The sequence below is a fragment of the Streptomyces sp. NPDC005151 genome, from assembly GCF_053599875.1.
The window spans coordinates 16,660-40,754 of the sequence record NZ_JBSFYR010000072.1; the positions used below are offsets into that span (position 1 = coordinate 16,660).

Consider the following 24,095-nt stretch of genomic DNA (forward strand, 5'->3'; position numbering starts at 1 on the left):
TCTCTCCTCCCTGCCGGGTGACGGAGGTCCTGCGTCTGGTGCCACGGGACCTTCGGCCCGGGACTTCCGGACCGGACACCACCGGCAGGCGCCGACCGAGGACCTTCGGCCCGGCCCCTGAGGCCGTTAGCCCCGTGTCCCGGCCCTCCGATCCGGGTGCACTGGATGCGAATGCCGGGAACGGGCCGGCACCAACACGAGGAGGCAGTGGCGTGACGATCGGGCACGAGCGCGCGGCGGTCGAGCGGAGGGCGGCGGTGCCGGGCACTGATGCGGGGGAGGCTGCGGTCTTCGCCCCCCGGGTCGGGGACGGCGTGCTGTTCGGCGGGCTGCTTCTGCTGACCGCCATGATCCTGATCCTCGACGTGCGTACCGGTGAGGATCTGCGGGTCGTGCCGCTGCTCGTCGTCGTGCCCGCCCTCGTCTCGGTCTTCGGCACCATGCGGCAGACGGTGTACACCGCCGCCTGGATCATGGCGGTGGTCGTCACCTCCCGGCTGGTGTCCGGAGGAACGTTCTGGGACCTCTTCGTCGGCGTCGGCTTCACGGTCCTGGCCTGTGTCCTGGGAGTCGGCGCCTGTTCGCTGCGGATCCGCCATGCCATCGAGATCGCCCGGCTGCGCTCCGCGGCCGTCGCACTTCAGCGGCAGATCCTGCGCCCGCTGCCCATCCTGACCGACCAGGTCGTCGCCCACGGGGTCTATGCGCCGATCGAGGAGGACCGACTGGTCGGCGGCGACATCTACGAGGTCGTCGAATCACCGTACGGAACCCGGGTGATCATCGGCGATGTGCAGGGCAAGGGGATTGCCGCGATCGGTGCGGGGTTCGCCGCGCTCGGCGCGTTCCGGGAAGCGGCCATCCGCGAGCCCACGCTGACCGGAGTGGTGGACGCCCTGGAGGACGCGGTCGCCCGCCACAACGCCTTCTCCGCCCAGACCGGCGAGATCGAACGCTTTGTCACGGCCCTGGTCCTCGGCTTCGAGGGCGACGATCGGGTGGAGGCCGTCAATTGCGGTCATCTGCCGCCCCACCTGCTGCACGACGGCGCGGCAGCCGCGGTCCCGCTCCGCCTCACCTCCGTACCGCTGGGCATGGCGGAGCTCAGCAGCGAGGCACGCGGCGCGGAGCGGTTCGACTTCCCAGCCGGTGCGACGCTTCTGGCATTCACCGACGGAGTGACCGAGGCCCGCGACGCCTCCGGCGCCTTCTACCCGCTGGACACCAGGCTCGGCCGTTGGGCCGGGTACGAACCGCGTGAACTGCTGGACGCGCTCCATGTGGACCTGGACGCCTTCTCCGGCGGCGTACGGCGCGATGACATCGCGATGCTCGCCCTGCGCAAGGCATCGACCGGCAACCGTCGCCGAAAGCCCGGGGCGATGTCCGGTCAGGGCGCCCGGAGGGCCGCGCAGACCTTCAGCGAGCGAACTCAAGGAGCGCCAGAGCGCCCGGCTGCTCCGTGACGACGAGGAGGACGGCGCCCCGCCGAACCGCTCCACCGTCGACCTCGACGGCGGCCGCGCCGTCATCCGTCTCGCAGCGGCCACCTCCTCGCAGGGCTCCGGCACGCTCTGAAGGCTGTCCCGTACGGGTGCGACCGTTGGGGCGGCGATGGGGCATGGGCGGGGTGATCTCAGCGGATGATCCGAAGCGGAGTGGACCACCTGGCAACGCGATTGGCCTGCGGTAACAGGGCCGCGGCGGCGTAGGCGGCCACTATCGCCCATGTCAGCCGGTGCTGAAGGAGCGCGAGTGCACGCGTGACGGCGGGCGGACGCTTGACGTGGTTGGTTCGGACGAGGGGCACGACCGGCGGATGGGGCATCGCACTGGACCTCTGTGAGGGGGGACCGGGACCGTCAGGTCACCTGCGGTGTGCGGGCAGTGCCGTCCGTATCAGCGCGGCCCCGAGCCCCAGCCAGAACGCGGCGAACAGCCAGCCGGCCACCACATCAGTCACCCAGTGCACCCCGAGCAGAACCCGGCTCAGCCCGACGGCCGCGGCCCAGCAGCCGGCCAGGACGGCGGCGATGCGGCCGGCTCTGCTCCCGTACGCCCGGTGGCCGATCGCCGCCACCAGGAGTCCCGCCATGAGCGCGGACGTCGTTGCGTGCCCGGACGGGAAGGCGAACCCGGAGGCGTGCGTCGCCCAGTCGCCCACCGGCGGGCGGGACCTGCTGATCGCTTCCATCAGCCCGTAGCGCAGTGACTGCCCCAGCAGCAGGAAGGCCAGGGCGCCCGTCGCATACCCCAGACGGTGGCGCAGGTTCCGGCCCGCGATCAGTCCGGCGGCCACCGCGGCGGCGTACGGGAACACGCCCGTACCCGTCGCCGTGACCGCCCTGGCCGCCGTGACCAAGGCGGAGGGCCGATGGTGCAGGGACCATGCGTGCGCAGCCCGATCGACGGGCAGCACGGCCCCGTGCCGGGCCGTGAGGACCACCACCGTCAGGCCGAGGAGACCGATGAACCCGATCAGTACGGCCCCGAGCGCCGTACGGATGCAGGGGTCGATCGGGTCCGCAACGGACCGGCGCCCGGCCTCCGCCTCCTTGGTCACCGCGCCGCCACCAGGGGGCGCAGCCTGGTCTCGCGCAGCCGCACCACGACCGGGGCACAGCGCCGGGCGGCGACGGTCAGCGGCCAGGCCACGAGCGCGCCGGTGACCAGCCCGATGAGCACGTCGTGCGGATAGTGCACACCGATCCAGACCCGGGACGCGGCCATCAGCAGCGCCGCAGGGACGGCGATGGCGCCGAGCCGGCGGTCGGTCAGCAGGATCGCGACCGCCGCGGCTGCGGCGATGGCGGCGTGATTACTGGGGAAGGACCAGTCGCCGAGCGGAGGGCACGCTTCCACCGTGACCGCATGCAGGGTCTGGCAGGGCCGCTGTTCATGGACGGCCATCTTCAGCAGGTCGTTTGCCACATAGGCGGCCACCACGACCAGGGGCGCACAGAGTGCCATCGCCAGGCGGGCGGGGGTGTCGGAGCGGGACCGCCACCAGGCCGCGAGCATCAGCAGGGCGAAGAGCGCGAGACCGAAGTCGGACCAGAGCCGGATCGTTGAGTCCAGAGCGGCGGGGGAGCGCTGGGCGAGCTCGGTGATCCAGGTGTAGAGGCCACCGTCGAGGGAGGTGGCGGCAGAGGCGAGCAGCATCAGCTGTGGTCTCCTTCAGCGGTGCGGCGGCCGCGCGAGCGCATCAGCTCGGCGGCGAGCGGGCTCAGGGAGACAATGACCACGACGGCGACGATCGGCAGCAGATAGCGGTCGACATTGGGTACCGACGACCCCAGCCCGTAGCCGGCGAGCACCAGTGCGACGGTCCACACCAGTCCGCCGACGATCTGCCAGATCGTGAAGAGCCGGGCCGGTACGTTGAGCGCCCCGGCCAGCGGGTTGAGCACCGTGCGCACCACAGGGACGAAGCGCGCCAGCACGATCGCGCGCGCGTGTCCGTACCGCTCGAGAAGTTCCTCGGCGCGGGCGGCTCCCGCATGCAGCTGCTTGGCCCGGCTCCGGGCCAGCAGGGCGCGGCCGCCGCGGCGCCCGATCCAGTACCCGGTCTGGGCGCCGAGGAGTGCGCCGACCACGGCAGCGATGAGCACCTGTGACAAGGAGAGGTGGACCGCGCCGTGGGTACCGGGCACGCTCAGCAGCCCCGCCGTGAAGAGCAGGGAGTCGCCGGGGAGGAAGAATCCGACGAGCAGCCCTGTTTCCGCGAACAGCACGACCGCGATGCCGAGCGCGCCGAACGTGGCGAGCAGCGACCCTGCGTCCAACAGGTTCACTGCCTGCGGCACGGCCGCCAGTGAGGATACGGACACGGCGGAAGGCCTCCCATAATGGTGACTGGGCGCACCGACGGGACGCCCGACTGACTACAGTGCTGTAGACGGTCTACGTCACTGTAGACGCTCGGAGCAGGAGGAGGGTTCCCATGTCCCAGGTGCAGGGGATATCGAGCGAGGATCCGAACCCTCGCGCGGACGGCAAGCCGGCCCCTGGACCGGGCAGTGAGTCGGCCCAGGCTTCCGCTTCGGTGCCCGGGCGGGCACCGGAGCGCTCCTCGGCGCCGGAACGGCGACCGGCCGGCGAGCTGGAATCCACCGTTCTCGCGGCTCTGTGGACGGCTGACACCCCGCTCACCCCTGGTCAGGTGCAGGGCGCCCTCGGCGCGCCCCTCGCCCGCACCACCGTCACCACGATCCTGACCCGGCTGTACGAGAAGGGCACGGTCACCCGTATCCGCGCCGGGCGCGGCTTCGCCTACACCCCCACCGAGGATGCACCCGGCCTCACCGCCCGCCGGATGCACAGCGAACTGCAGAAGGAAGAGGACCGCAGCACCGTGCTGGCCCGATTCGTCTCGCAGCTCACCGACGAGGACGAGCAGCTGCTCCGGGAGCTGCTCGACGGAGACGCCCCATGATGTACGCCGTATGGGTTCCACTGCTCATGCCGTTCGTCGCGGTTCCCGCCGCCCGCCGTCTGGCGGACGCCCTGGCGCCCCTGCGTGCCGTTCGGCTGCTCGCCTCGACGGCCGTAGGTCTCGCCCTGTGCAGCACGCTCGCCCTGGTGCTGCTGGTGGTGCCCGGCGCGACCCAGCTGTCCGCGGTCGCCGCGGTCGGTGAACTCGTCAAGCCGCTCGCCGCCGCGCCCGCCGCCGTGGCCGTCCCGCTCGCCCTTGCCGCCCTGGCCCTGCTGGCCGGCTGCACCGCCGCGGTGGTCCGTACCGCCCGCAGCCACTGGGTGGAGCTGCAGCGCGCCAGGCAGTCGGCCGAGTGCTCCAGCGGTGAACTGGCCGTCCTGCGCGACAGCCGCCCCGACGCCTATGCGCTGCCCGCACTCCCGGGCAGCCCCGGCCGGATCGTCGTCACCACCGGCATGCTGCGCGCCCTGAACCCCGCCGAACGGGACGCCCTGCTCGCGCACGAGCGTGCCCATCTCGCGGGCCGCCACCACCTCTTCCTCGCTGCTACCGAGCTCGCCGCCCTCTGCCATCCCGCTCTGCGCTCGCTGCGCGCGCCCATGGGCTACGCCCTGGAGCGCTGCGCCGACGAGGCGGCGGCCGTCGCTGTCGGCGACCGGCGGGTCGCCGCGCGCGCGATCGGCCGCGCGGCGCTCGCCGCGCGGGCGGCGGAAGGGGTACGTGCGCGCCCCCGTGTGGCGCTCGCGGCGGCGGCGGGCCCGGTTCCGCGCCGGGTCGCGGCGCTGCTCGGCCGGGTCGCCCACCGGCCGGGCGTCGGCCGCGCCGCGGCGGCCGCGCTGCTGGCCTGCCTGATCCTGTCCGGGTCCGCCGCACTCGAAGCGACGAACGATCTGCACAGCAGCATCGAGGTCGCACAGGGCGAAAGCGCGCAGCACTGACCGCGTGAGGCGCATGAGGCACGCGAGGTGCGCGTGGAGCACGTGCTCCCACTTGCCTCAGAACGTGGGCATGACCACAGCCTTGACGCTCGGGTCCCCTCGGTGACCCTCGTGCAGGAGCGCTCCCACACGTCATCCGAGACATGAGGGGCTGATCCATGCGTACGACGGCAACCGTCCCCAGATCCCTGCTCCACGCCTTGCCCGTGGCCCTGACCGCGGCCCTGTTGACGACCCAGCCCGCCGCTCGCGCCACCGACTCCGTAGCCACCCGCTCGGCCGCCACGACCGCCGGTCCGGGCAGCCGCCTCTGCACCCCCGAATCGGACGGACTCTGCCCGACGCGTCGGTCCCGGCCGAGCCCGTCGAGTCGTTCATCGGCCACGGCTTCGGCGCGCTTGCGGTGCGGACGGCCTGAGACAGGGGAGAGGACGTGCCGCCCGGGACGCAGGTCCCGGGCAACACGCCCCGACCGCAAGGGCGTTACGGCTTGCGGCCCACCGCACCGAACATCGCAACCTCCTCGGGTACGACGTCTGCCTCCTCGTCCGGCCGCCACCGGGAGCACGACACCACACCGGGCTCCAGCAGCTCCAGACCGTCGAAGTAGCGCCCGACCGCCTCCGGGGTGCGCTGGGTCAGCTTCGGTGTCCCGTTCTCGTTCCAGAAGGCGACCGCGGCATCCACATCGGGCATCGCCGGACTGGTGATCGTATGGGACAGCACGAGGTGGCTCCCGGAGGGCAACGCGTTCAGCAGGCGCCGCACGAGGGCGTACGACTCCTCGTCGTCCTTGATAAAGATCACCACTCCCAGCAACATCAGCGCGACCGGCCGGGAGAAATCGAGTGTCTTCGCGGCCTGTTCGAGGATCGTGTCGACATCGCGCAGATCGGCGTCGAGATAGTCCGTGGCGCCCTCGGGACTGCTCCTCAGCAGGGCGCGGGCGTGGGTCAGCACCAGCGGGTCGTTGTCCACGTACACGACCCGCGACTCCGGTGCCACCCGCTGGGCCACCTCATGCGTGTTGTCCGCGCTCGGCAGGCCGGTGCCGATGTCGAGGAACTGCCGGATCCCCACCTCACCCGTCAGATACCGTACGGAACGGCCGAGGAAGAGCCGGTCCGCCCGCGCGTAGTCACCTATGCCCGGATGGAGCCGGCGGATCTGGTCGCCCGCCTCGCGGTCGACGGTGTAGTTGTCCTTCCCACCGGTCCAGTAGTTCCAGATCCGGGCTGTGTGCGGCCGGGTGGTGTCGATTCGCTGCATGATCTGCTCGGTGGTCTCTTGGCGGGGTACGTCGGTGCTCACTGATCTCTCTCCCGGGGCCGTCGCTGTGCGTCGCCCCTAATCTATTGCGGCCGAGGTGCTTCGTGTGGCTGAAGTCCCCTGGTGGGTGAGGGTGTTTGGTGTGCTGAGTCGTGTCACGGCAGATCGGGCCGCGCCGTGCCGGGTCAAGGGGGGCACCGAGAACGAGCTCCTGACGATGGACTTCTACGTGTAGATGTTCCGGCCCGGCTACATCCTGGGGCGCGCGATGATTGCCGTCGCCGGCCGGCAGGGCTCCGCCGAACACCTCCTGCGCAGCCCGGAGATCAACCGGGCGGCCGACGAGTAGCGGCTGAGGGACCGTCCTGCGCGGGTGTGTCCCGCAGGTGGTCCCGCAGCCGGTCGACGAAGACCCGTTGGCCCGCGACGAGACGCTCTGCCGCCTCCTCCGGTGTGCACCAGGCGAACCGGTCGATCTCCGGGAACTCCCGCTGCACGCCCGACCCCCGGGGCCACTCCATGGTGAACGTCCCCGGTTCGGCCCGGGCCGGATCGGCATCACCCTCCAGAGCCCACACCACCACCGTCTTGCCTCCGGCCTGGCGGGACTCACCGAGCGGCACCCACTCCCCGTCCGGCGCCGGATGGCCGAACTCCTCCTCGAACTCACGGCGGGCAGCGGCCTCGGGTTCCTCACCGGGCCCGTACTCACCCTTGGGGACGGACCACGAGGCAGCCTCGCGGCCCGCCCAGAAGGGGCCGCCCATGTGCCCGAGGAACACCTCGAACCCGGCGCCCCCGTCCGCCGACCGGAACAGGAGAAGACCCGCACTGCGCTTCTGAGATGACATGCCGTCAAGTCCAACACCGTTGCGTTTGAGCCGCGAGTCGCAGGTCAAGCCCTGGTGAATGACGCAACGGGACGTCCTGATAGATCAGCTTGTGTCGAGCAAGAAGATCATCGGGAGTCCCGTTGCAGGAGAAGTCTACGAACGCGGTCCATGCACTGCCGCCGATCACGACCACGGGGCCGTGCGGGGCGGTCTTGCTGTCGCGGACGGGGACGACGGCAGCGAAGCCGTCGGCCACTTCGAGACACTCGCCGCCGTCCGAGTTGCTGTCGCTGGACTTGCGCCACTGCAGTGCGGTCATCTCAGGGGCGAGGGTGGTGCGCATCGCGCGAGGCCCTCCATCGCCGAGCGGATCAACGCCGCGGAATCCCGCGGCGGGAGGGCCAGTGCCTGGCAGCCCAGCGGGTGGGTGTCCAAGTACTCGGGCAGTAGCGCGGAGAATTGGTCCCACAGGGGTTCGAGCAGGCATGATGGCAGGACAGGCACGAGCCCTCCGGTGATCGCTGAGCGTAGAGAACTCCATGATCACCGCGGCTCGTGCCTGCTCTTCATCCGGGGCACCTTCCGACCGCCGGTGCGCGCCTACTGCCGGACGCTCTTAAAGATCAAGCTCAGCTTAGAAGATGAGCTTCCAGCTGTCGATGTAGCCCGTGTCGCCGCGGTACATGTCCTGGACCTGGAGCCTCCAGGTGCCGTTGGCGACCTGGCTGGAGGCGTCCACCGTGTAGGTTTCGATCACGTTGTCGGCCGAGTCGGACAAGTTGCTCTTCTTCAGCGGGTACAGCGTGCCGTCGGGGGCGACCAGATCGATGACCAGGTCACCGCGCCAGGTGTGCTTGATGTCCACGCCCACCTTGAGGTCGCTCGGCGCCTGGCCCGAGAGCCCGGTGACGTCGATGTCCGAGAAGACCGCGGGGCCCGCGTCCGGGATCGGCACGTTGGTGGTGTTCTCGACGATGCCCCTGGCGACCTTCCAGGTGAAGGTCGCCGTGGTGGTGGAGTTCTTGGAGCTTCTGACGGTGACGGTGACGTTGCTGGTGCCCGGCGTGGTGGGGGTGCCGGTGATGAGGCCGGTGACGGGGTGGAGCGTCAGGCCGTCGGGGAGGCCCTCGGCGAAGTAGACGGGGGTACCGGGGTTGAAGCTGGTGGCCTGGATCTGGAGGCTGGCGGGGGTGTCGACCGCGCTGGTCTGGGCGCCGGGGTTGGTCAGCAGGATGCCGTCGACGATGCGGGGGCCGACGTTGATGGCGGCCCAGGCGTTGGCGGCGTTGATGTAGGTGTCGCTGCCCAGCCCGTACAGGTCGGCGGCGGCCTGGAGGGTGGCGGTGCGGGCGCCGGCGTAGTCGGTGGACGAGGTCATGTAGGTGGTGAGGGCCTTGTACCAGATCTTGGCGGCGGCGTCCCGGCCGATCGCGGTGACCGGCAGGCCGTCGGAGGTCGGGGAGTCGTAGTCCACGCCGTTGACGGTCTTGGCGCCGCTGCCCTCGGAGGCCAGGTAGAACCAGTGGTTGGCCGGGCCGGAGGAGTAGTGGACGTCGATGGAGCCGAGGCCGGAGTACCAGGCGTCGGCGGACTTGCCGTCCTGGGAGGGCTTGTCCATGTAGCGCAGCGGGGTGCCGTTGCCGCGGATGTCGATCTTCTCGCCGACGAGGTAGTCGCCGGGGTCGTCGGCGTTGTCGGCGTGGAACTCGACGGCGGCGGCAAAGATGTCGGAGGTGGCCTCGTTGAGGCCGCCGGACTCGCCGCGGTAGATCAGGCCCGCGGTGTTGGAGGTGACGCCGTGGGTCATCTCGTGGGCGCCGACATCGATGGAGGTGAGCGGCTTGGTGTTGCCCGTGCCGTCGCCGTAGGTCATGCAGAAGCAGGCGTCGGACCAGAACGCGTTGACGTAGGCGTTGCCGTAGTGGACGCGTGAGTAGGCGCCGACGCCGTCGTTCTTGATGCCGTTGCGGCCGTGGACATCCTTGTAGTAGTCCCAGGTGAGCTGGGCGCCGTAGGCGGCGTCCACGCCGGCGGTCTGCCGGTTGCTGGTGGCGCCGTCGCCCCAGGTGTCGTCCGGGTCGGTGAACAGCGTGCCGGTGCCGGAGCTGCCGCCGTTGAGGTCGTAGGTCTTGTGGCCGCCGCGGGTGCCGTCGGTCATCGAGTAGCTGCCGTCGGCCGACGTGGTGCCGATGGTGACCTGGCCGGAGTACATGCTGTCGCCGACGCCGGTCTCGATGCCCTGGTACTCGAACAGCTTTTTGCCGGTCTTCGCGTCGGTGATGACGTGCAGCTCGGAGGGGGTGCCGTCGGCCTGGGTGCCGCCGACCACCGTCTCCCAGGCCAGGGTCGGGGTGCCGGACGCGGCCCAGACGACCTTGCGGGCGGTGCCGGCCGTCGCCTTCGCGACCTTCTTGGCCTTGGCGCGGCCCAGCGCGAAGGTCTTCGCGGAGCCGGCGCTCTTGGCGGGGGTGGTGGAGGCGACGGTGATGGTCGCGTTGGTGGCCTTGGTGACGCCCTTGGCGGAGCCGTTCGCGGCGGTGTGGACGACCAAGTCGCCGCCGAGCACCGGCAGCCCGGCGAAGGTCCGCTCGTAGCGGGTGTGCAGGCTGCCGTCCGCGTCCTTCAGGACGGACTTGACGATCAGCGCCTCCTGCGACTCCAGGTGCAGCGACCTGGCGGTCACCGCCCGGGACGCGTTCGCCGAGGCCAGCAACTCGGCGCGCTGCGACGGCGACAACTGCACCGGCAGTGCGTCGGCGCGGGCCTGGGCCTTGGCCGGGGCCTGGCTCGTGGTGCCGGCGGTGGCGACACCGGACGGCAGCACAGCCGCGATCATCGCGGCGCCGGCTATCAACGCGCTCGCGGCGACGGCCTTACGGGGGGATCGAGTCACACGGAACTCCTTCTGCAGCGGCCGGGTGTGTACGGCCGGAGTCAGCCGGGCAGACGGGGTGTTGCCGCCCGGTAGAGCTGGAGGTGCGAGTGGGTCGGACGGTGTCCGACGTGATCGCCGCATCGTGTGGTGCGCGTGCGTTTGTAGGGGTGTTCTGCGGCGACTGGACGGAAGCGTGCCAGCTTTGACGGGGGCCCGTCATGTACGCATCGCCAACTTGGCCGAATTCCGTCGTTGATCGATCTGTGGCGTTCGTTGGACTACCCGGCAGTAGGCGTCACTTGAGCCTTTTGGTGGTCGGGCGTCCGTCCCAGCGGTAGAGCGGGGTGGCGCGGCGGATGACCATACGGAGCGTGACGATCGTGGCGGACAGGTAGAGGTAGAGGTCGACGACCTGGCTGCGCTTCTCGGTGCAGCGTCGGAGTTTGCCGAAGTCGTTCATCCACGCGTGACTGCGCCCGGCGGCCCTGGGAGGCGCGGCGGTGCTGCGGGGGGCGCTGCTCGCGGCGCGGGACGCGGCCCAGGCGGACCTCTTCGCGCCGGGCGTGTGATGCGGCTCGGGGTGAGTGCTATCGGTGGGCCGGTTCCTCGCGGTTGAGCAGCAGCAGACCCGCGGGCAGGAGCACTCCCAAGCCCAGTGCAACCAGCAGACCCACTGCCGAGCCGGCGTCCGGCCCCGTCAAATGGCTCGCGTGGAAAGCGAGATGGCTCACCGAGAAGGTCAGCGACGCCAGCAGCGCCACCGATGCGATCCGTCTGTCACCTGTACGCAGCGCCGCCGCCAGGCCCACCGCGAGCGCCAGGTTCAGTCCCTGCTTGCCCCGGTCCACTGGGAGCGCCCGGCGGCTCGCCGCCGCAGGGAGCCTTGGTGATGCAGCCGTCCATGGACAACTCGTCCAGTTCAAGGCCGATCATTCGGCCGTACGCCTGCAATGCCAGGGCGTGCAGCTGCTCGGTTGTCCCCAGCCGGGACCAGTACGTGACTCGGCGTCGGATGGCGCGATCCGAGCACCCAGGGCCGGCGACACGCTTGTAGCCGGAGCCGTGCACGAGGGCGGCGATCACGTGGTCGAACACGACGCGGTCCGCGATGCGCGGGTTGTGGCAGCCCAGCGGGTGGCTGTCCACGTGCTCGGACAGCAGCGCCGCCTCGACCGTGCGCGTGATGACAGACTTCTCCTGCAACGGGACTCCCGATGATCTTCTTGCTCGACACAAGCTGATCTATCAGGACGTCCCGGTGCGTCATTCACCAGGGCTTGACCTGCGACTCAAGGCTCAAACGCAACGGTGTTGCCGTCAAGTCTTCCCAGTGATCACGTGCGTCATCGACTCGCCGCACCCTGTTTCCCCTGAGGTTCCCGAGGCCCCCTGGTGCGTGGCGTTATGCGCGGCCATGCTGTCCGACGACAGCGCTTACTGCCCGCGCAACCATCGCCATTCCAGGAGGATTTGTGGGCCCTGGCATAGTCGGCAAAGCAACGCGTCCGCTCGTGCTCCTCGCGACGGTGTCCGCGATGACGGTGGGAGCCATCGCCCCTGCCGTCGCCGATTCGACCCCCGACCCCCGTCCCCGTAACTCCGCCGAAGTCCTCAGACCCGTCGCCCCGCCGTCGGCGAGCCATGCGGCAGGCGACTCCCGATCCGTCGTGGACGGCGACGGCATCGAGACCGCCCGCACCTCGCGCCCGATCGCCCCCGGAGTCCGCCTCAGCTCGTACGACCGGCTCGAATCCGACAAGTGGCTGCGGGTCGACTCCCTCTCCGTCGACCTCGACGGCAGTGGCGTGCAGGCCGACTACCTCTCCACCGGCAAGGTCTCCGGCCGGCGCACGGTCTCGCAACTCGCCGCCGGGCACGACGCGGGCCCCGGCCGCCGGACCGTCGCCGCGATCAACGCCGACTTCTTCGACATCAACCAGACGGGTGCGCCCGAAGGCGTCGGAATCAAGGACGGCGTGCCCGTCCAGTCACCCGCCCCCGGAGTCAACCGGGCGGTCGGCATCGGCCCGGGCAGCGCGGGCCGCATCCTGAACCTGTACTTCGAGGGCACACTCACCCTGCCCTCCGGGCAGCGGCCGCTCGCCGCGTACAATGCCGCCAATGTGCCGAGCGGGGGAGTGGGCGCCTACACCCCGGCCTGGGGGATCGCCGACCGTGCACTCACTGTCGACAAGGCGACTCCCGTCGCCGAAGCGGTCGTACGCGACGGCAAGGTCGTCTCCGTGTCGGACACCCCCGGCTCCGGCGCAGTTCCCGACGACACCACGGTCCTCGTCGGACGCGAGGCCGGAGCCGCCGCACTCACGTCGCTCCAGCCGGGCGACCCCGTGTCGCTGACCTACCGGGCACGCACCGACAGCGGAGACGTACCCCGCACCGCCGTCGGCGGCCGGGAACTCCTCGTCGTCGACGGCGTCGCACAGAACCACGACGGAGAGGGCAACAACACCGCCGCCCCGCGCACCGCCGTCGGCTTCTCCCGGGACGGCAGCACGATGCAGATCCTCACCATCGACGGCCGGCAGGCCGACAGCGGCGGTGTCACACTCACCGAACTCGGCCGGATGATGCGGCGGGCAGGCTCGTACAGCGCACTCAACCTGGACGGCGGCGGCTCCTCGACCCTCGTCGCCCGCGTGCCCGGCAGCGACGCCCTGCAGGTGGAGAACAGCCCGTCCGACGGCACCGAGCGCACCGTCCCCAACGGCCTCGCCCTCACCGCCCCCGACGGCAGCGGCCGCCTCAAGGGCTTCTGGGTCGAGACCCGCACCCCGGCCGGTACAGCACCGGGCGTCGACCCCGTCAAGGGCGGCCACCCCGAGCGGGTCTTCCCCGGACTCACCCGCCGCCTCAGCGCGATCGGATACGACGAGACGTACGGCCCGGCCACCGGCATCCCGCACTGGCACACCGCCCGCAACAACGTCGGTACGGTCGACGGCAACGGGCTCTTCACCGCACGCCACAGCGGCACCACGGAGGCGCGCGCCGAACTGGGATCCGCCCGCGGCAGCACCGCACTGACCGTCCTCGACAGGCTGGCCCGGATCGAGCCGACCACACAGCGGGTGGGTCTCGCGAACGCCGAAGCCACCGGTACCTTCGGCATCGTCGGACTCGACGCGCACGGCACCAGCGCCCCCGTCGAACCCCGCGACGTCACCCTCGACTACGACCACGCGCTCTTCGACATCCGCGACGACGGCAAGGGCAATTTCACCGTCACCTCACGCACGGGCAGCGGCGCCGGACAGATCAAGGCGACCGTCGCGGGCACCACCACCGTCCTCGCCGTCAGCGTCGGCCTCACCGAGCAGGCGGTCTCCGACTTCGACGACGCCGGGTCCTGGAAGTTCAGCCAGGCCCGGGCGAGCGGATCCCTCTCCGCCACCCCCGACGGCCACACCGGCACCGGACTCGGACTCACGTACGACTTCACCCAGTCGACCGCGACGCGCGCCGCGTACGCCGCCCCGCCCCGGCCGGTCACCGTGCCCGGACAGCCACAGTCGTTCAAGCTCTGGATCAAGGGCGACGGCAAGGGCGCCTGGCCGACGCTGCACCTCAAGGACGCTGCGGGCTCCGACCAGTTGCTCCGCGGACCGTACGTCACCTGGACCGGCTGGCGGCAGGTCACCTTCGCCGTGCCGGCGGGCGTGGCCATGCCGCTCAGCGTGTACCGCTTCTACCTCGCCGAGACGGCGGCCGCCCAGCAGTACACCGGTGGGATCGTCATCGACGACCTCACCGCCCAGGTGCCGCCCACCGTCGACCTGCCCGAACAGGCCGTGACCACTGACCCGTTGATCGATCCGGCCGCGGTCACCGAAGCCCGGGACTGGCAGTTCGCGGTGATGTCGGACGCCCAGTTCGTCGCCCGCGACCCCGGCAGCGCCATCGTCACCCAGGCGCGGCGCACCCTGCGCGAGATCAAAGCGGCACGGCCCGACTTCCTGGTCATCAACGGCGACCTCGTCGACGAGGGATCACCCGCGGACCTCGCCTTCGCGCGCCAGATCCTGACCGAGGAACTCGGCGACTCCCTGCCCTGGTACTACGTGCCCGGCAACCACGAAGTGATGGGCGGGAAGATCGACAACTTCATCACCCAATTCGGTCCCGCCCAGCGGACGTTCGACCACAAGGGCACCCGGATCATCACGCTCGACACCTCCAGCCTCACCCTGCGCGGCGGAGGCTTCGCCCAGATCAAGGAGGTGCGCGCCCAGCTCGACGCGGCGGCGAAGGACCCTGACGTCGACTCGGTGATGATGATCGAGCACGTTCCGCCGCGCGATCCGACCGTTCAGAAGGGCAGCCAGCTCGGGGACCGCAAGGAGGCGGCCCTGGTCGAACAGTGGCTCGCCGACTTCCGCCGTACGTCGGGCAAGGGCGCCGCATTCATCGGCAGCCATGTCGGGGTCTTCCACGCCTCGCACGTCGACGGCGTGCCGTATCTGATCAACGGCAACTCCGGGAAGGCACCGGCCGGACCGGCGGACGAGGGAGGCTTCACCGGCTGGTCCCTCGTCGGCGCGGACCACGTCTCGCCCGGCGAACAGGCTGCCGCGCGGGAGAAGCCGTGGAAGGGCGCGCCCGACTGGGTCTCGGTGCAGACCCGGGCGCATGTCGACACGCTGACACTGGACGCCCCGTCCGTGCTCGGCGCGGGAGACACAGCGAAGATCACGGCGACCGTCACCCAGGGCGCCCGCAGCGTCCCGGTCGCGGTCCCGCTGGCCGCCGACTGGACCGGGTCACCGAACGTCCACATCGGCGACCGGGACAGTGCCCGGCACCGGCACACGGTGGTCTTCGACCCGTCCACCGGCACCCTCACGGCGCTTCGGCCGGGCACGATCACGCTCGCGGTGACGGTCAACGGCACGACGCAGCTGACCCGGATCCGGATCGCCGCGGCGGGCACCGCCTCGGCAGCCTGACGGAACACGCGCACCACACGGCGGTCCCGCGCCCGGTTCCACGAACCGGGCGCGGGACCCCGTACTTCCGGTCACTGACAGCCTCCCCCGCGGTAGGGAGCCCACTCCCTGTCGCGGGGGAGGCCGTTACAGCTTGCGGTAGCCGTACGCCTCCGTCGCCGCGGCCTCCACCGCGGCAAGATCACCGCCCGCCGACGCCGTGACCAGTGCGGCGACCGCGCCCTCCAGGAACGGCGCGTCCACCAGCCGTGCCCCGTCCGGCAGTTCGTCTCCCTCGGCCAGCATTGCTTTGACTGTGAGCACCGCACTGCCCAGGTCGACCAGCACCGCGATGCCCACGCCGCCGTCGACCTTCCGGGCCGCCTCGGCGATGAGCTCCGCACTGGTTCCGAGCGCACCCGACGGCGTACCGCCGGCCGCGGCCACGGGCGCCGTCGCACCACCGGCTGCCAGCCCCTTGGCCAGCTCGGCCACCGCCTCGGCCACCGGCCCGCTGTGCGACACCAGCACGATCCCTACCTGCTTCTCCTCGCTCACGAGCCGCCTCCACTGCGCTCGTACGACTCCGCCAGCGTGGCGATCAGCAGTGCGGACGACGTCGCACCCGGATCCTGATGCCCGATGCTGCGCTCACCCAGATAGCTGGCCCGGCCCTTGCGCGCCTGCATCGGCACGGTCGCGGTCGCACCCGCATCGGCCGCGTCCCGGGCAGCGGCGTACGACGTGCCGAGCGCTTCCACGCCCGGCAGCAGCGCGTCGAGCATCGTCTTGTCCCCGGCCTGCGCACCGCCCAGCTGCCCCACGGCGGCGACACCCTCGGTGAACGCCTCGGCCAGCTGTTGATCCGTCACGGTGGGCGCATAGCCCAGCACCTTTCCCGTACGCCGCAGGAGTGTCCCGTACAACGGCCCCGACGCCCCGCCGACCGTCGAGATCAACTGCCGCCCCGCAAGCGTCAGTACGGCCCCAGGCGTCTGCGGGTCCTCCTTCTCCAGTACCGCGGTCACCGCGGCGAATCCGCGCCGCATATTGCTGCCGTGATCGGCGTCCCCGATCGCCGAGTCGAGTTCTGTGAGGCGGTCCGCCTCACGGTCCAAAGCGGCCGCGGCTGTGGCCATCCACCGGCGGAAGAAGTCGGCGTCGAGCACATGGATCTCCTTGTCCCTGGAACAACGTCATGGGCGTACGGGCTCTGTTCAACGGCCCCAGCGGAGCGCGGGCGTCTCGACCGGCGCGTCCCAGAGCCGCAGCAGCTCCTCGTCCACCTGGCAGAGCGTCACCGAACAGCCCGCCATGTCGAGCGAGGTCACATAGTTCCCCACGAGCGTACGAGCCACGACGACATGCCGCTCGGACAGCACCCGCTGCACCTCGGCATTGAACCCGTACAGCTCCAGCAGCGGCGTCGCCCCCATCCCGTTGACCAGCAGGAGCACCGGATTGTCCGGCCGCAGATCCTCCAGAATCGCGTCCACCGCGAAGTCCGCGATCTCCCCCGACGTCATCATCGGACGCCGCTCCCGCCCCGGCTCGCCGTGGATGCCGATACCCAGTTCGAGCTCGCCCGGCGACAGATCGAAAGTGGGAGAGCCCTTGGCCGGGGTGGTGACGGAGCTCAGCGCCACCCCGAAACTCCGCGACGCCTCGTTCACCTGCCGGCCGATGGCCGCCACCCGCTCCAGCGGTGCACCCTCCTCGGCCGCCGCCCCGGCGATCTTCTCGACGAACAACGTCGCCCCCGTGCCCCGCCGCCCCGCCGTGAACAGACTGTCCGTCACCGCCACGTCGTCGTTGACGAGCACCTTGGCGATCTGCACGCCCTCGTCCTCGGCGAGCTCGGCGGCCATCTCGAAGTTCAGCACGTCGCCGGTGTAGTTCTTGACGACGAACAGCACCCCCGCACCACTGTCGACAGCGGCGGCGGCGCGCACCATCTGGTCCGGAACGGGCGACGTGAACACTTCCCCGGGACAGGCTGCGGACAGCATGCCGGGCCCGACGAACCCGGCATGCAACGGCTCGTGACCGGATCCGCCCCCGGAGACGAGCCCCACCTTTCCGGCGACGGGCGCGTCACGCCGTACGACGACACGGTTGTCCACATCCACAGTCAGCTCGGGATGGGCGGCGGCGATGCCGCGCAGGGCGTCCGCGACGACGGTCTCGGGGACGTTGATCAGCATCCTCATACGTGTCTCCTGGCGACGCTGGCAGATGTGGCTCTGTCCGGTGTCTTTCCTGGTCAGAGTGCGTGTCGTGAGTTGTAGATCTGGGCGGTTGTCGGCCTTCGGCAGCGGTGGGTGGCGGTACTGATGCTGACCCAATGCTGACTTTCATGACGGAGTGTCAGGTGGCTGGCCGGGTTCGACCGGTTTGCAGGTGCAGACACAGCGCCCTCAGTAGTATCGGCGGTTTGGGCCGACGATCACAGACCGCGGCGATCGGTGCGTCCCGTCGGCTATGCCACTGGCGGGATTGGTGGCGGCAGGGCGCTGCACCTCGAGGCCCGATTACAGGGCGCGGTGAGGCGCACGTCCGAGCCAGCCGAGTCGGCCGGCTGCCGGTATTGCGGGAGCGATGGCGAGCCGTGGTGACTGGCTCATCCATCTGCGCCCCTGGCGGTGGCGCGACAGGCTGTGATGGTGCACAGCACGGGCGAGGCCACCACCCCGTCGGTGGAGCTGTCGGCAACGGGCAGTTCCTCGGCCCGACCGGAGGTGGTGCTGCTGGGCGGCGGCCTCCTCGTACTCGCCGTCGGCCTGGACATCTACCAGAGATGGGCCCCCACCGTCCTGCTTGCCCTGTGGTGGCTGCTGGCCCAGCTGCGCCGACACCGCCCCGGTCACATGACCGTGGGCGGAACGCACCCGGCCGCACCGTGTCGACTGAGGCTGACCGACGACAGTTTCCTTGTGGCCATGGAGCGGAGCCGGCTCATTCCGGGGGTGGCAGCAGCGTCCCCAGCGGTCCGAGGTCGAGGTTGAGGTCGTCCATGGTCAGTCCGTGCTGGACGCAGAGGTCGTTCATACGATCGTGCAGGACCAGCAGTGTCGCCCCCAGCCGTTCCTCCTGCTCCTCGGTGAGATCTCCTTGGTCGACCCGGTGCAGTGCCTGCCGCTCCATGAGCTGACGCAGCAGCTCGACCAGGGTGAGGACGAGTTTGACGAGGTCTCGTTCCACGTTGTCGGGGTCAGTGCTGATCCGGTGAGGCCGGGGCCGGCCGGTCCCGCCGGGCGCGGGAAGGTCGCGCGGAGCGGCCGGCAGCAGCCGGAAAGCGCGGGTCGCGGCGTCCGCGACCTCCTCGAGCCGACGCCCGGCGTCCTGGGGCTCCTCACTCGCCATTGTCGCTCCCGGGCGGCGATGTACGAATGGACATGATGAGGGCGCGGAGCGAAATGCGTACGAGATCGATGTCGGCGATGGACAGCACCACATCACCGGTGAGGACCACACCGCCGCTGAGCAGCCGGTCCAGCAGGTCGACCAGGGCGACCTGGCGGCTCGCCAGAGGCTCCACCTCTGAAGAGCGACGGGGCGTGGTCATGAACATGCGCCTTCCGCCGCGTCACCGGGTGCGGCCGGTGGCATCGCGAAGGAGTACGGAGCCCAGGGGCCGGTGATCTGGACCCGCACCCCGGGAATTCCGTCGGCGGCGCTACTCACCTCGGTGCGGAACTCCTCGGCATGGTCAAGGGGCACGAGATATGCGTCGTTGACGACGTTCTCGCCCGGATCGGTGGCCAGCTCGCCCTGCTGCACCCGGTGCCTGGCGCGGTCGACAGCATACTTGTGTCCTGCGGCCTCGACCCGTTCCGCCGCCCTCTGCGCCGCTCGGTAGACGTCGTCGCGCACACTCTGCTGTGCCTTGCGGGTACGGAGATAGGCGCGTCCCGGAGTGAGGTCGTTCGCGGCTGCCGATCTGGGACCGGGCGCGACGGGTTGGGCAGATGGCTCCACGTAGATCTTGACCCCCCATTCGACATGCGCGGTAAGGCAGGAGAGGCGGTCCGCGAAGGCATGCCACTCGGCGTCCAGGACGCTCCGGGCTCGCTCGTCGTCGAGGTACACGGTCGCGAGCCGCAGCGGGAGGACCGTAGTGCGGGCGGACAGCGCCTCGATCACCCCGTGATGGGCGCGGGCGACCGCCTCCAGCCACGCCAGATCTTCGAGATGGGCCTTGAGAGCGTCCTCCTGAAAATCCTGTGAGGACACCCCGCTCACTGCGAGCACCAGCTCGTCACCGCGTGTACCTCCCACGAGATGGACCGGCGCACCGGCCACACCGGTGAGCGCGGCCGCGGCCTCCTCCAGCCCGCCAGTGTTACGGGCGACCGCATAGGCATAGGTGACGCGCTCAGTCATCGCGCGCCTTCTTTCCGCGGCGGCTGGTCCTGGGTTCCTGCTTGCCTTCCGGGAGGGCCTCGCCCCTGAGTGCCGCATCGACCCCGGGGACCTCCTGGCTCTCGGGAAGGCCCCCGCTTCGCCGCAGCGCGTCGATCTCGGCCCGGAGACGCTTGTTCTCCTCGGCGAGGGACCGCTCCCCATGGGCACGGGACGAGAGCGCGGGATCGTGCTCCCACCAGTCGATGCCCATTTCCTTCGCCTTGTCGACGGAGGCGACCAACAGTCGGAGTTTGATGGTCAACAGCTCGATGTCGAGCAGATTGATCTGGATGTCGCCCGCGATGACGATGCCCTTGTCCAGCACACGCTCAAGGATGTCGGCGAGGTTCGCGGACGACCCCTGAGCGTACGGCGGCGCTGCCCTGGAGGGGTATGAGCCGAGCCGGTTGGCCATGGGGTCCGTCACGGCCCTGGCCTCGAACTTCCTTGCCAGTACGCCCTGATCTCCTCCAGCCGGTCGAGCAGCTCGTCCTCTCTCCGGTCGAACGTCTCCTCGTCGATGCGCCCGGCGAGGAGATCCGCTTCGAGCGCGGCGAGATCCTGCTGCACGGGTGTGGGGTCGTAGTACTCGTTCTCGGCTGCTTCAAGGACGCGGTCCACCACCCAGCCGACACCGCGAACAGGTGCCAGCGGGAGGGTCACGATCTGAGTGAACAGGCCCATCGGATGTCCTTCAGACAAAGCTGTACGGGGGCAGGGGGCCGTGGAGCCGGAATTGGAACTCGTCCCCCATCTGGTTGGCGAGGCTCAACTCCGTGGTGAGGAAGAGTTCGTCCTGGTCCTCGGCTACCAGGAACGAGGCGCTGAGGAAATCGCTGCCGGTCGGCTGCGAGGTCTCCTGATCCCGGGCAAACGGACGTAGCGCTTCGACCACGCCTGTGGCCAGCGCGTCCTGGCGCGCCTGTACTTCCCTTGCGACCAGCTCGCCCAGCACGAGCGGGGTGTCGGGGCCGGCGGCGCCGCTGCGGATTTCGTCGTTGAGCTCCCGGGCCTCGGTCGAGTCTTTGAGGATCTGGCGTAGGAGGGCTTCCTCGTCCTGCGACACCTTCAGGTGGTATTCGGTGCAACCTTCCAGCGCCTGAAGCCTGTCCACGTACTCGGTGGCGCGCGCCTCCAGTGCGGCCCGCACAGTTTCGTCGTCCTCTGCTGTGAGGCCGAATCTCAAGGGCAGAACGGAACCGTCCGCCATGAGACGGTTCTGGACCTCCTGATGTGCGGTGAGGTCGCGGCGCTTGGGGCGCAGGTCGTCCGGCGCATCACTGACCACTGCGCGCAGTGACCCCTCGGTGACCGTGCGCAGCTTCGAGGGCGGTTCTCCGATCCCGGTAACACCGTCGAGGCGGAGCGGATGCTTTTCGCCGGCGATGGAGTAGACGTATACCGCCATGGCTCACTCCCCCTCGCGTTCCCTCGTGCGTCGCGTGGGCCTCCGCGTCGGCCGTCGTCGCCTCTCCACGGGTTCCTTGCGCTTCTCCTTCTCTTCGGTCTCCTCGTCCTCCTCCGCGTCCTCGTCACCGCTTCCCAGTCCACCCTTGAGGGTGTCGGTCACGGCTTCCACAGCGCCGGTGAGGGCTCCCTTGGACTTGCCACGAGCGCCGCTCTCGAGTGTGTTCCCGACTATGTCCGTCAGCTGCGCGGGCTGCTTGCTCCCCGACTCGAGGTCGAGGCGGTTGCAGGCTTCGGCGAAGCGCAAGTACGTATCGACGCTGGCCACGACGATGCGGGCATCGATCTTCAGAATCTCGATCCCGACCAGTGACACACGGACGAAGACGTCGATAACGAGCCCGCGGTCAAGAATGAGTTCCAGGACGTCGTAGAGGCTGCTGCCACCGCCGCCTCTCGATACGCTGCCACCGCTTTGCGGCACCACCGTCATGGTGCCTCCCTTCACCGGCCGGCCTGTGTTTCTCAGCCCCGTCGGTCGATTTGTCCACGGGTGTAACGACGTTTTCGTTCGTAGGCCACCAGATCGCCTTCCTTGTCCAGTGTTACGCGGTAGGTGGCCATCACGCTGGTGGTCTCAGGGATGCGCTCCAGCTCCAGCACCTCCACATCGGCCTCCCATCCGTCTTCTGTCGGCTTCAGGGCCGACACCGATTCAGGAGGGCGTCCGAGCAGCTCTTGCAGCTGTTCTGCTGCGGCGCGCATGGCTGATGCCGGTTTGGTCCTGGACCGCCGCTTGGCGGGTTCTGCTGCGGTCATGGTCGGTCTCCGATGCGGAGGGGGCGCCACTCCACGCGCGCACCTACAATTTCATCATATATGGGGGATAGTTGACATTTGGTGCGGGCGGTATCACCGCGACCCGCCGGGTCCCGCTCTCCTTCTCAATGGTCTTTGCCGGAGGGATCAGTTCATGAACGACACGACCAAGATCGCACTCGCCGCCGCGGTCGCGGGTGGATACGTGCTCGGACGCGCGAAGAAGGGACGGCTCGCCTTCGCTATGGCGACTTACATCGCCGGGCGGCGCTTCGGGCTCGATCCGCAGCAACTGGCCACAGAAGGCCTGCGCAGGCTCAAGGACGTTCCGCAAGTCGCCGAGCTGAATGAACAGGTGCGGGGCGAACTGCTGGACGCGGGACGTCAGGCACTCGCCTCAACGGTGGACCGACGTCTTGCGGATCTGGCGGGCTCGCTCCACGATCGCAGGCTTCGCCTCGGTGGTGCGAAGGGTGAGGAAGAGCCCGAGGAGGAAGAGCTGCGGGGCGAGGAAGAGGAAGAGGAGGAAGAGCCCGAGGAGGAGGAAGAGCCCGAGGAGGAGGAAGAGCCCGAGGAGGAGGAAGAGCCCGAGGAGGAGGAAGAGCCCGAGGAGGAGGAAGAGCTGCGGGGCGAGGAAGAGGAAGAGCCGGAAGAGGAAGCACCGCGGCGCCGCCGCCGAGCGCCTGCCAAGAAGGCCGCCCCTCGGCCTGCACCCCGGAAGAGGGCTGCCGAGAGGCCCGAGAGGAAGCCCGCCAGGAAGGCTGCCCCACCTGCGAAGAAGGCCCCTGCGAAGAAGGCGCCTGCGAAGAAGGCGCCCGCGAAGAAGGCCCCTGCGAAGAAGGCGCCCGCGAAGAAGGCCCCTGCGAAGAAGGCGCCCGCGAAGAAGGCGCCCGCGAAGAAGGCGCCCGCGAGGGAGGCGCCCGCGAAGAAGGCCCCTGCGAAGAAGGCGCCCGCCAGGAAGGCTACGGCGAAGAAGGCTGCCGCCAAGAAGACGACCGCACGGCGGAGGTAGAGCGATGGCCAGGACAGATCGTGACTCCGGCGGCGGGGAAGCCTCGGGTATGGAACTCCTTCGCGACGAGTTGGTCGACTACCTCGGTGCTGAGGTCGAGCAGCTTGCGGGCAAAGCCGGCGACAAACTCGCCGATCTCACTGACCAGTTGTTCGACGTCGCCGCGAACGGGGGCGGGCTCTCCAACGTGCTCTCCGGCGGCGGGATCATGAAGGCCGGCGGCGGGATCATGAAGGCTCTTGTGGGCTCAAAGGCCAAGGGGCTGAAGGACACCGTGATGGGAAAGGTGGGGGACGTCGTGGGTAAGGGAGGTGGCGGAGGCAAGTCCGGGGGTGGCAAATCCATGAACATCCTCGAAGTTCTCGACGTAGGCATACCGCTCCGGACTGCGTATGACTACTGGACTCAGTACGAGAAGTTCAGCACGTTCACCAAAGGCGTCCGCAGTGTGTCGAGGCACGACGAGGGTGACAGCGACTGGAAGCTCAAGGTCGGTCCCTCGACGCGTGGTTGGAAGGCCACAGTCCAGGAACAGGTGCCGGACGAGCGCATCATCTGGACATCCGAGGGTGCCAAAGGAACGACTCGCGGCTGCGTCAGCTTTCATGAACTGGCTCCCGCTCTGACGCGAATTGTGCTCGTAGTCGAGTACTACCCCTCTGGCCTCTTCGAGAAGACCGGCAACCTCTGGCGGGCCCAAGGGCGGCGCCTCCGCCTGGACTTCAAGCATTTTGCGCGCTACGTCACCTTCGCAGACGGAGAGGTCGAGGGATGGCGCGGAGAAATCCGCGACGGTGAAGTGGTCCGCACCCATGAAGAGGCACTGGAGGACGAAGACGAATACGAGGAGGAGGCCGAGGGGGACGAGGAGGAGGCCGAGGGGGACGAGGAGGAAGACGAGGAGGAAGACGAGGAGGAAGCCGAGGGAGACGAGGAGGGAGACGAGGAGGAGTGACGCTTTCGTCGCCCCCATGTGTGGTAGCCGCAGAGATGGTCCCGAAAGCATCCGCAGCAGACGCACCTGCTGGTCCTCCCCGCTATCTTTTGGCGATTCGCGGTGACGTACTCGACTTTCGACGTTCTGACAGGTCTGGGGTCTCACGCGGCGGCGTTGGTGCTGGCGGCGGCCCATGCCTGTTGGACGGTGCGGATTTCCTGCT

At 69.6% G+C, this 24,095-nt stretch carries 26 protein-coding genes and 4 pseudogenes; 8 read left to right on the plus strand and 22 right to left on the minus strand.

The annotated features are described in order from the left end of the window. The first annotated feature begins 212 nt into the window (after positions 1-212). Both ACWD6R_RS29640 and ACWD6R_RS29645 read left to right on the plus strand, forming a co-directional pair. The gene (locus ACWD6R_RS29640) at positions 213-1,466 is read left to right on the plus strand and encodes a PP2C family protein-serine/threonine phosphatase (protein ID WP_451821496.1); all 1,254 of its coding nucleotides are present in this window, start codon (positions 213-215) and stop codon (positions 1,464-1,466) included. Beyond that, positions 1,426-1,578 (plus strand): annotated as a pseudogene (locus ACWD6R_RS29645) (DUF6191 domain-containing protein); the annotation flags it as partial. The gene ACWD6R_RS29640 and the pseudogene ACWD6R_RS29645, both read left to right, overlap by 41 nt. 289 nt (positions 1,579-1,867) lie before the next feature. On the opposite strand, the gene ACWD6R_RS29650 reads toward ACWD6R_RS29645, so the two are convergent. From ACWD6R_RS29650 to ACWD6R_RS29660, 3 genes are read right to left on the minus strand one after another with little or no spacing between them, the layout of a single operon-like run. Beyond that, positions 1,868-2,563, minus strand: coding sequence for a phosphatase PAP2 family protein (locus ACWD6R_RS29650; RefSeq protein WP_451821497.1), 696 nt, complete (start codon positions 2,561-2,563; stop codon positions 1,868-1,870). Beyond that, on the minus strand, positions 2,560-3,162 hold the full coding sequence (locus ACWD6R_RS29655) for a phosphatase PAP2 family protein (protein WP_406416216.1): 603 nt from the start codon (positions 3,160-3,162) through the stop codon (positions 2,560-2,562). The genes ACWD6R_RS29650 and ACWD6R_RS29655 overlap by 4 nt, the downstream gene beginning before the upstream one ends. Beyond that, complete coding sequence (locus ACWD6R_RS29660) at positions 3,162-3,830, minus strand: DedA family protein (RefSeq protein ID WP_451821498.1); 669 nt, start codon at positions 3,828-3,830, stop codon at positions 3,162-3,164. Before ACWD6R_RS29660 ends, ACWD6R_RS29655 begins: the two co-directional genes overlap by 1 nt. Before the next feature lie 215 nt (positions 3,831-4,045). Between ACWD6R_RS29660 and ACWD6R_RS29665 the strand changes: the two genes are divergently transcribed. Both ACWD6R_RS29665 and ACWD6R_RS29670 read left to right on the plus strand, forming a co-directional pair. Continuing rightward, positions 4,046-4,435: a BlaI/MecI/CopY family transcriptional regulator gene (locus ACWD6R_RS29665; protein ID WP_451821517.1), complete on the plus strand. Its 390-nt coding sequence runs from the start codon at positions 4,046-4,048 to the stop codon at positions 4,433-4,435. Further along, the gene (locus ACWD6R_RS29670) at positions 4,432-5,373 is read left to right on the plus strand and encodes a M48 family metalloprotease (protein WP_451821499.1); all 942 of its coding nucleotides are present in this window, start codon (positions 4,432-4,434) and stop codon (positions 5,371-5,373) included. The genes ACWD6R_RS29665 and ACWD6R_RS29670 overlap by 4 nt, the downstream gene beginning before the upstream one ends. Before the next feature lie 483 nt (positions 5,374-5,856). Here ACWD6R_RS29670 and ACWD6R_RS29675 read toward each other — a convergent pair whose 3' ends face one another. From ACWD6R_RS29675 to ACWD6R_RS29710, 8 genes and pseudogenes are all read right to left on the minus strand, one after another. Next, entirely contained in the window at positions 5,857-6,642 is a 786-nt protein-coding gene (locus tag ACWD6R_RS29675) for an SAM-dependent methyltransferase (protein WP_451821518.1), read from the minus strand. 326 nt (positions 6,643-6,968) lie between these two features. After that, a complete protein-coding gene (locus ACWD6R_RS29680; protein WP_451821500.1) occupies positions 6,969-7,493 on the minus strand; it encodes an NUDIX domain-containing protein in 525 nt (174 codons plus the stop codon). Between the two features lie 4 nt (positions 7,494-7,497). Next, positions 7,498-7,818: a DUF397 domain-containing protein gene (locus ACWD6R_RS29685; protein ID WP_451821501.1), complete on the minus strand. Its 321-nt coding sequence runs from the start codon at positions 7,816-7,818 to the stop codon at positions 7,498-7,500. A 64-nt stretch (positions 7,819-7,882) separates the two neighbouring features. Beyond that, positions 7,883-7,979 (minus strand): annotated as a pseudogene (locus ACWD6R_RS29690) (IS5/IS1182 family transposase); the annotation flags it as partial. Positions 7,980-8,109: 130 nt separating this feature from the next. Beyond that, complete coding sequence (locus tag ACWD6R_RS29695) at positions 8,110-10,311, minus strand: M4 family metallopeptidase (protein WP_451821519.1); 2,202 nt, start codon at positions 10,309-10,311, stop codon at positions 8,110-8,112. Positions 10,312-10,645: 334 nt separating this feature from the next. After that, positions 10,646-10,828: pseudogene (locus ACWD6R_RS29700) on the minus strand (IS5/IS1182 family transposase); the annotation flags it as partial. 109 nt (positions 10,829-10,937) lie between these two features. Beyond that, positions 10,938-11,111, minus strand: coding sequence for a hypothetical protein (locus tag ACWD6R_RS29705; protein ID WP_451821522.1), 174 nt, complete (start codon positions 11,109-11,111; stop codon positions 10,938-10,940). 60 nt (positions 11,112-11,171) lie between these two features. Beyond that, positions 11,172-11,553, minus strand: a pseudogene (locus tag ACWD6R_RS29710) (hypothetical protein); the annotation flags it as partial. 332 nt (positions 11,554-11,885) lie between these two features. On the opposite strand from ACWD6R_RS29710, the gene ACWD6R_RS29715 reads away from it, so the two are divergent. Beyond that, positions 11,886-15,314 (plus strand): phosphodiester glycosidase family protein, encoded by a 3,429-nt coding sequence (locus ACWD6R_RS29715; RefSeq protein ID WP_451821502.1) that lies wholly within the window; start codon positions 11,886-11,888, stop codon positions 15,312-15,314. Positions 15,315-15,440: 126 nt separating this feature from the next. Here the strand turns inward: ACWD6R_RS29715 and ACWD6R_RS29720 are convergent, their stop codons facing one another. Genes ACWD6R_RS29720 through dhaK form a run of 3 tightly spaced genes read right to left on the minus strand, consistent with a single transcriptional unit; the run spans position 15,441 to position 17,503 of the window. Further along, a complete protein-coding gene (locus ACWD6R_RS29720) occupies positions 15,441-15,851 on the minus strand; it encodes a PTS-dependent dihydroxyacetone kinase phosphotransferase subunit DhaM (RefSeq protein ID WP_451821503.1) in 411 nt (136 codons plus the stop codon). Next, positions 15,848-16,462, minus strand: coding sequence for a dihydroxyacetone kinase subunit DhaL (gene dhaL, locus ACWD6R_RS29725; protein ID WP_451821504.1), 615 nt, complete (start codon positions 16,460-16,462; stop codon positions 15,848-15,850). Before dhaL ends, ACWD6R_RS29720 begins: the two co-directional genes overlap by 4 nt. A gap of 48 nt (positions 16,463-16,510) precedes the next feature. Continuing rightward, the gene (dhaK, locus tag ACWD6R_RS29730) at positions 16,511-17,503 is read right to left on the minus strand and encodes a dihydroxyacetone kinase subunit DhaK (RefSeq protein WP_451821505.1); all 993 of its coding nucleotides are present in this window, start codon (positions 17,501-17,503) and stop codon (positions 16,511-16,513) included. 453 nt (positions 17,504-17,956) lie between these two features. On the opposite strand from dhaK, the gene ACWD6R_RS29735 reads away from it, so the two are divergent. Further along, positions 17,957-18,298, plus strand: a complete 342-nt coding sequence (locus ACWD6R_RS29735; protein WP_451821506.1) for a hypothetical protein — start codon at positions 17,957-17,959, stop codon at positions 18,296-18,298. Here the strand turns inward: ACWD6R_RS29735 and ACWD6R_RS29740 are convergent. From ACWD6R_RS29740 to ACWD6R_RS29775, 8 genes are read right to left on the minus strand one after another with little or no spacing between them, the layout of a single operon-like run. Continuing rightward, positions 18,249-18,656, minus strand: coding sequence for a gas vesicle protein K (locus ACWD6R_RS29740; RefSeq protein ID WP_451821507.1), 408 nt, complete (start codon positions 18,654-18,656; stop codon positions 18,249-18,251). The genes ACWD6R_RS29735 and ACWD6R_RS29740 overlap by 50 nt on opposite strands. Next, positions 18,646-18,858, minus strand: a complete 213-nt coding sequence (locus tag ACWD6R_RS29745) for a gas vesicle protein (protein WP_451821508.1) — start codon at positions 18,856-18,858, stop codon at positions 18,646-18,648. The genes ACWD6R_RS29740 and ACWD6R_RS29745 overlap by 11 nt, the downstream gene beginning before the upstream one ends. After that, the gene (locus tag ACWD6R_RS29750; protein ID WP_451821509.1) at positions 18,855-19,676 is read right to left on the minus strand and encodes a GvpL/GvpF family gas vesicle protein; all 822 of its coding nucleotides are present in this window, start codon (positions 19,674-19,676) and stop codon (positions 18,855-18,857) included. Before ACWD6R_RS29750 ends, ACWD6R_RS29745 begins: the two co-directional genes overlap by 4 nt. Next, the gene (locus ACWD6R_RS29755; protein ID WP_451821520.1) at positions 19,669-20,112 is read right to left on the minus strand and encodes a gas vesicle protein; all 444 of its coding nucleotides are present in this window, start codon (positions 20,110-20,112) and stop codon (positions 19,669-19,671) included. Before ACWD6R_RS29755 ends, ACWD6R_RS29750 begins: the two co-directional genes overlap by 8 nt. A gap of 8 nt (positions 20,113-20,120) precedes the next feature. Next, complete coding sequence (locus ACWD6R_RS29760) at positions 20,121-20,381, minus strand: gas vesicle protein GvpG (protein WP_451821510.1); 261 nt, start codon at positions 20,379-20,381, stop codon at positions 20,121-20,123. A gap of 10 nt (positions 20,382-20,391) precedes the next feature. Further along, positions 20,392-21,105, minus strand: coding sequence for a GvpL/GvpF family gas vesicle protein (locus tag ACWD6R_RS29765; protein ID WP_451821511.1), 714 nt, complete (start codon positions 21,103-21,105; stop codon positions 20,392-20,394). A gap of 3 nt (positions 21,106-21,108) precedes the next feature. Further along, the gene (locus ACWD6R_RS29770) at positions 21,109-21,597 is read right to left on the minus strand and encodes a gas vesicle structural protein GvpA (RefSeq protein WP_451821512.1); all 489 of its coding nucleotides are present in this window, start codon (positions 21,595-21,597) and stop codon (positions 21,109-21,111) included. 32 nt (positions 21,598-21,629) lie between these two features. Beyond that, on the minus strand, positions 21,630-21,923 hold the full coding sequence (locus tag ACWD6R_RS29775; RefSeq protein WP_451821513.1) for a gas vesicle protein GvpO: 294 nt from the start codon (positions 21,921-21,923) through the stop codon (positions 21,630-21,632). A 154-nt stretch (positions 21,924-22,077) separates the two neighbouring features. On the opposite strand from ACWD6R_RS29775, the gene ACWD6R_RS29780 reads away from it, so the two are divergent. Both ACWD6R_RS29780 and ACWD6R_RS29785 read left to right on the plus strand, forming a co-directional pair. Continuing rightward, complete coding sequence (locus ACWD6R_RS29780; RefSeq protein ID WP_451821514.1) at positions 22,078-22,935, plus strand: histone protein; 858 nt, start codon at positions 22,078-22,080, stop codon at positions 22,933-22,935. A gap of 4 nt (positions 22,936-22,939) precedes the next feature. After that, positions 22,940-23,890 (plus strand): SRPBCC family protein, encoded by a 951-nt coding sequence (locus ACWD6R_RS29785; protein ID WP_451821515.1) that lies wholly within the window; start codon positions 22,940-22,942, stop codon positions 23,888-23,890. The last annotated feature ends 205 nt before the right edge of the window (positions 23,891-24,095 follow it).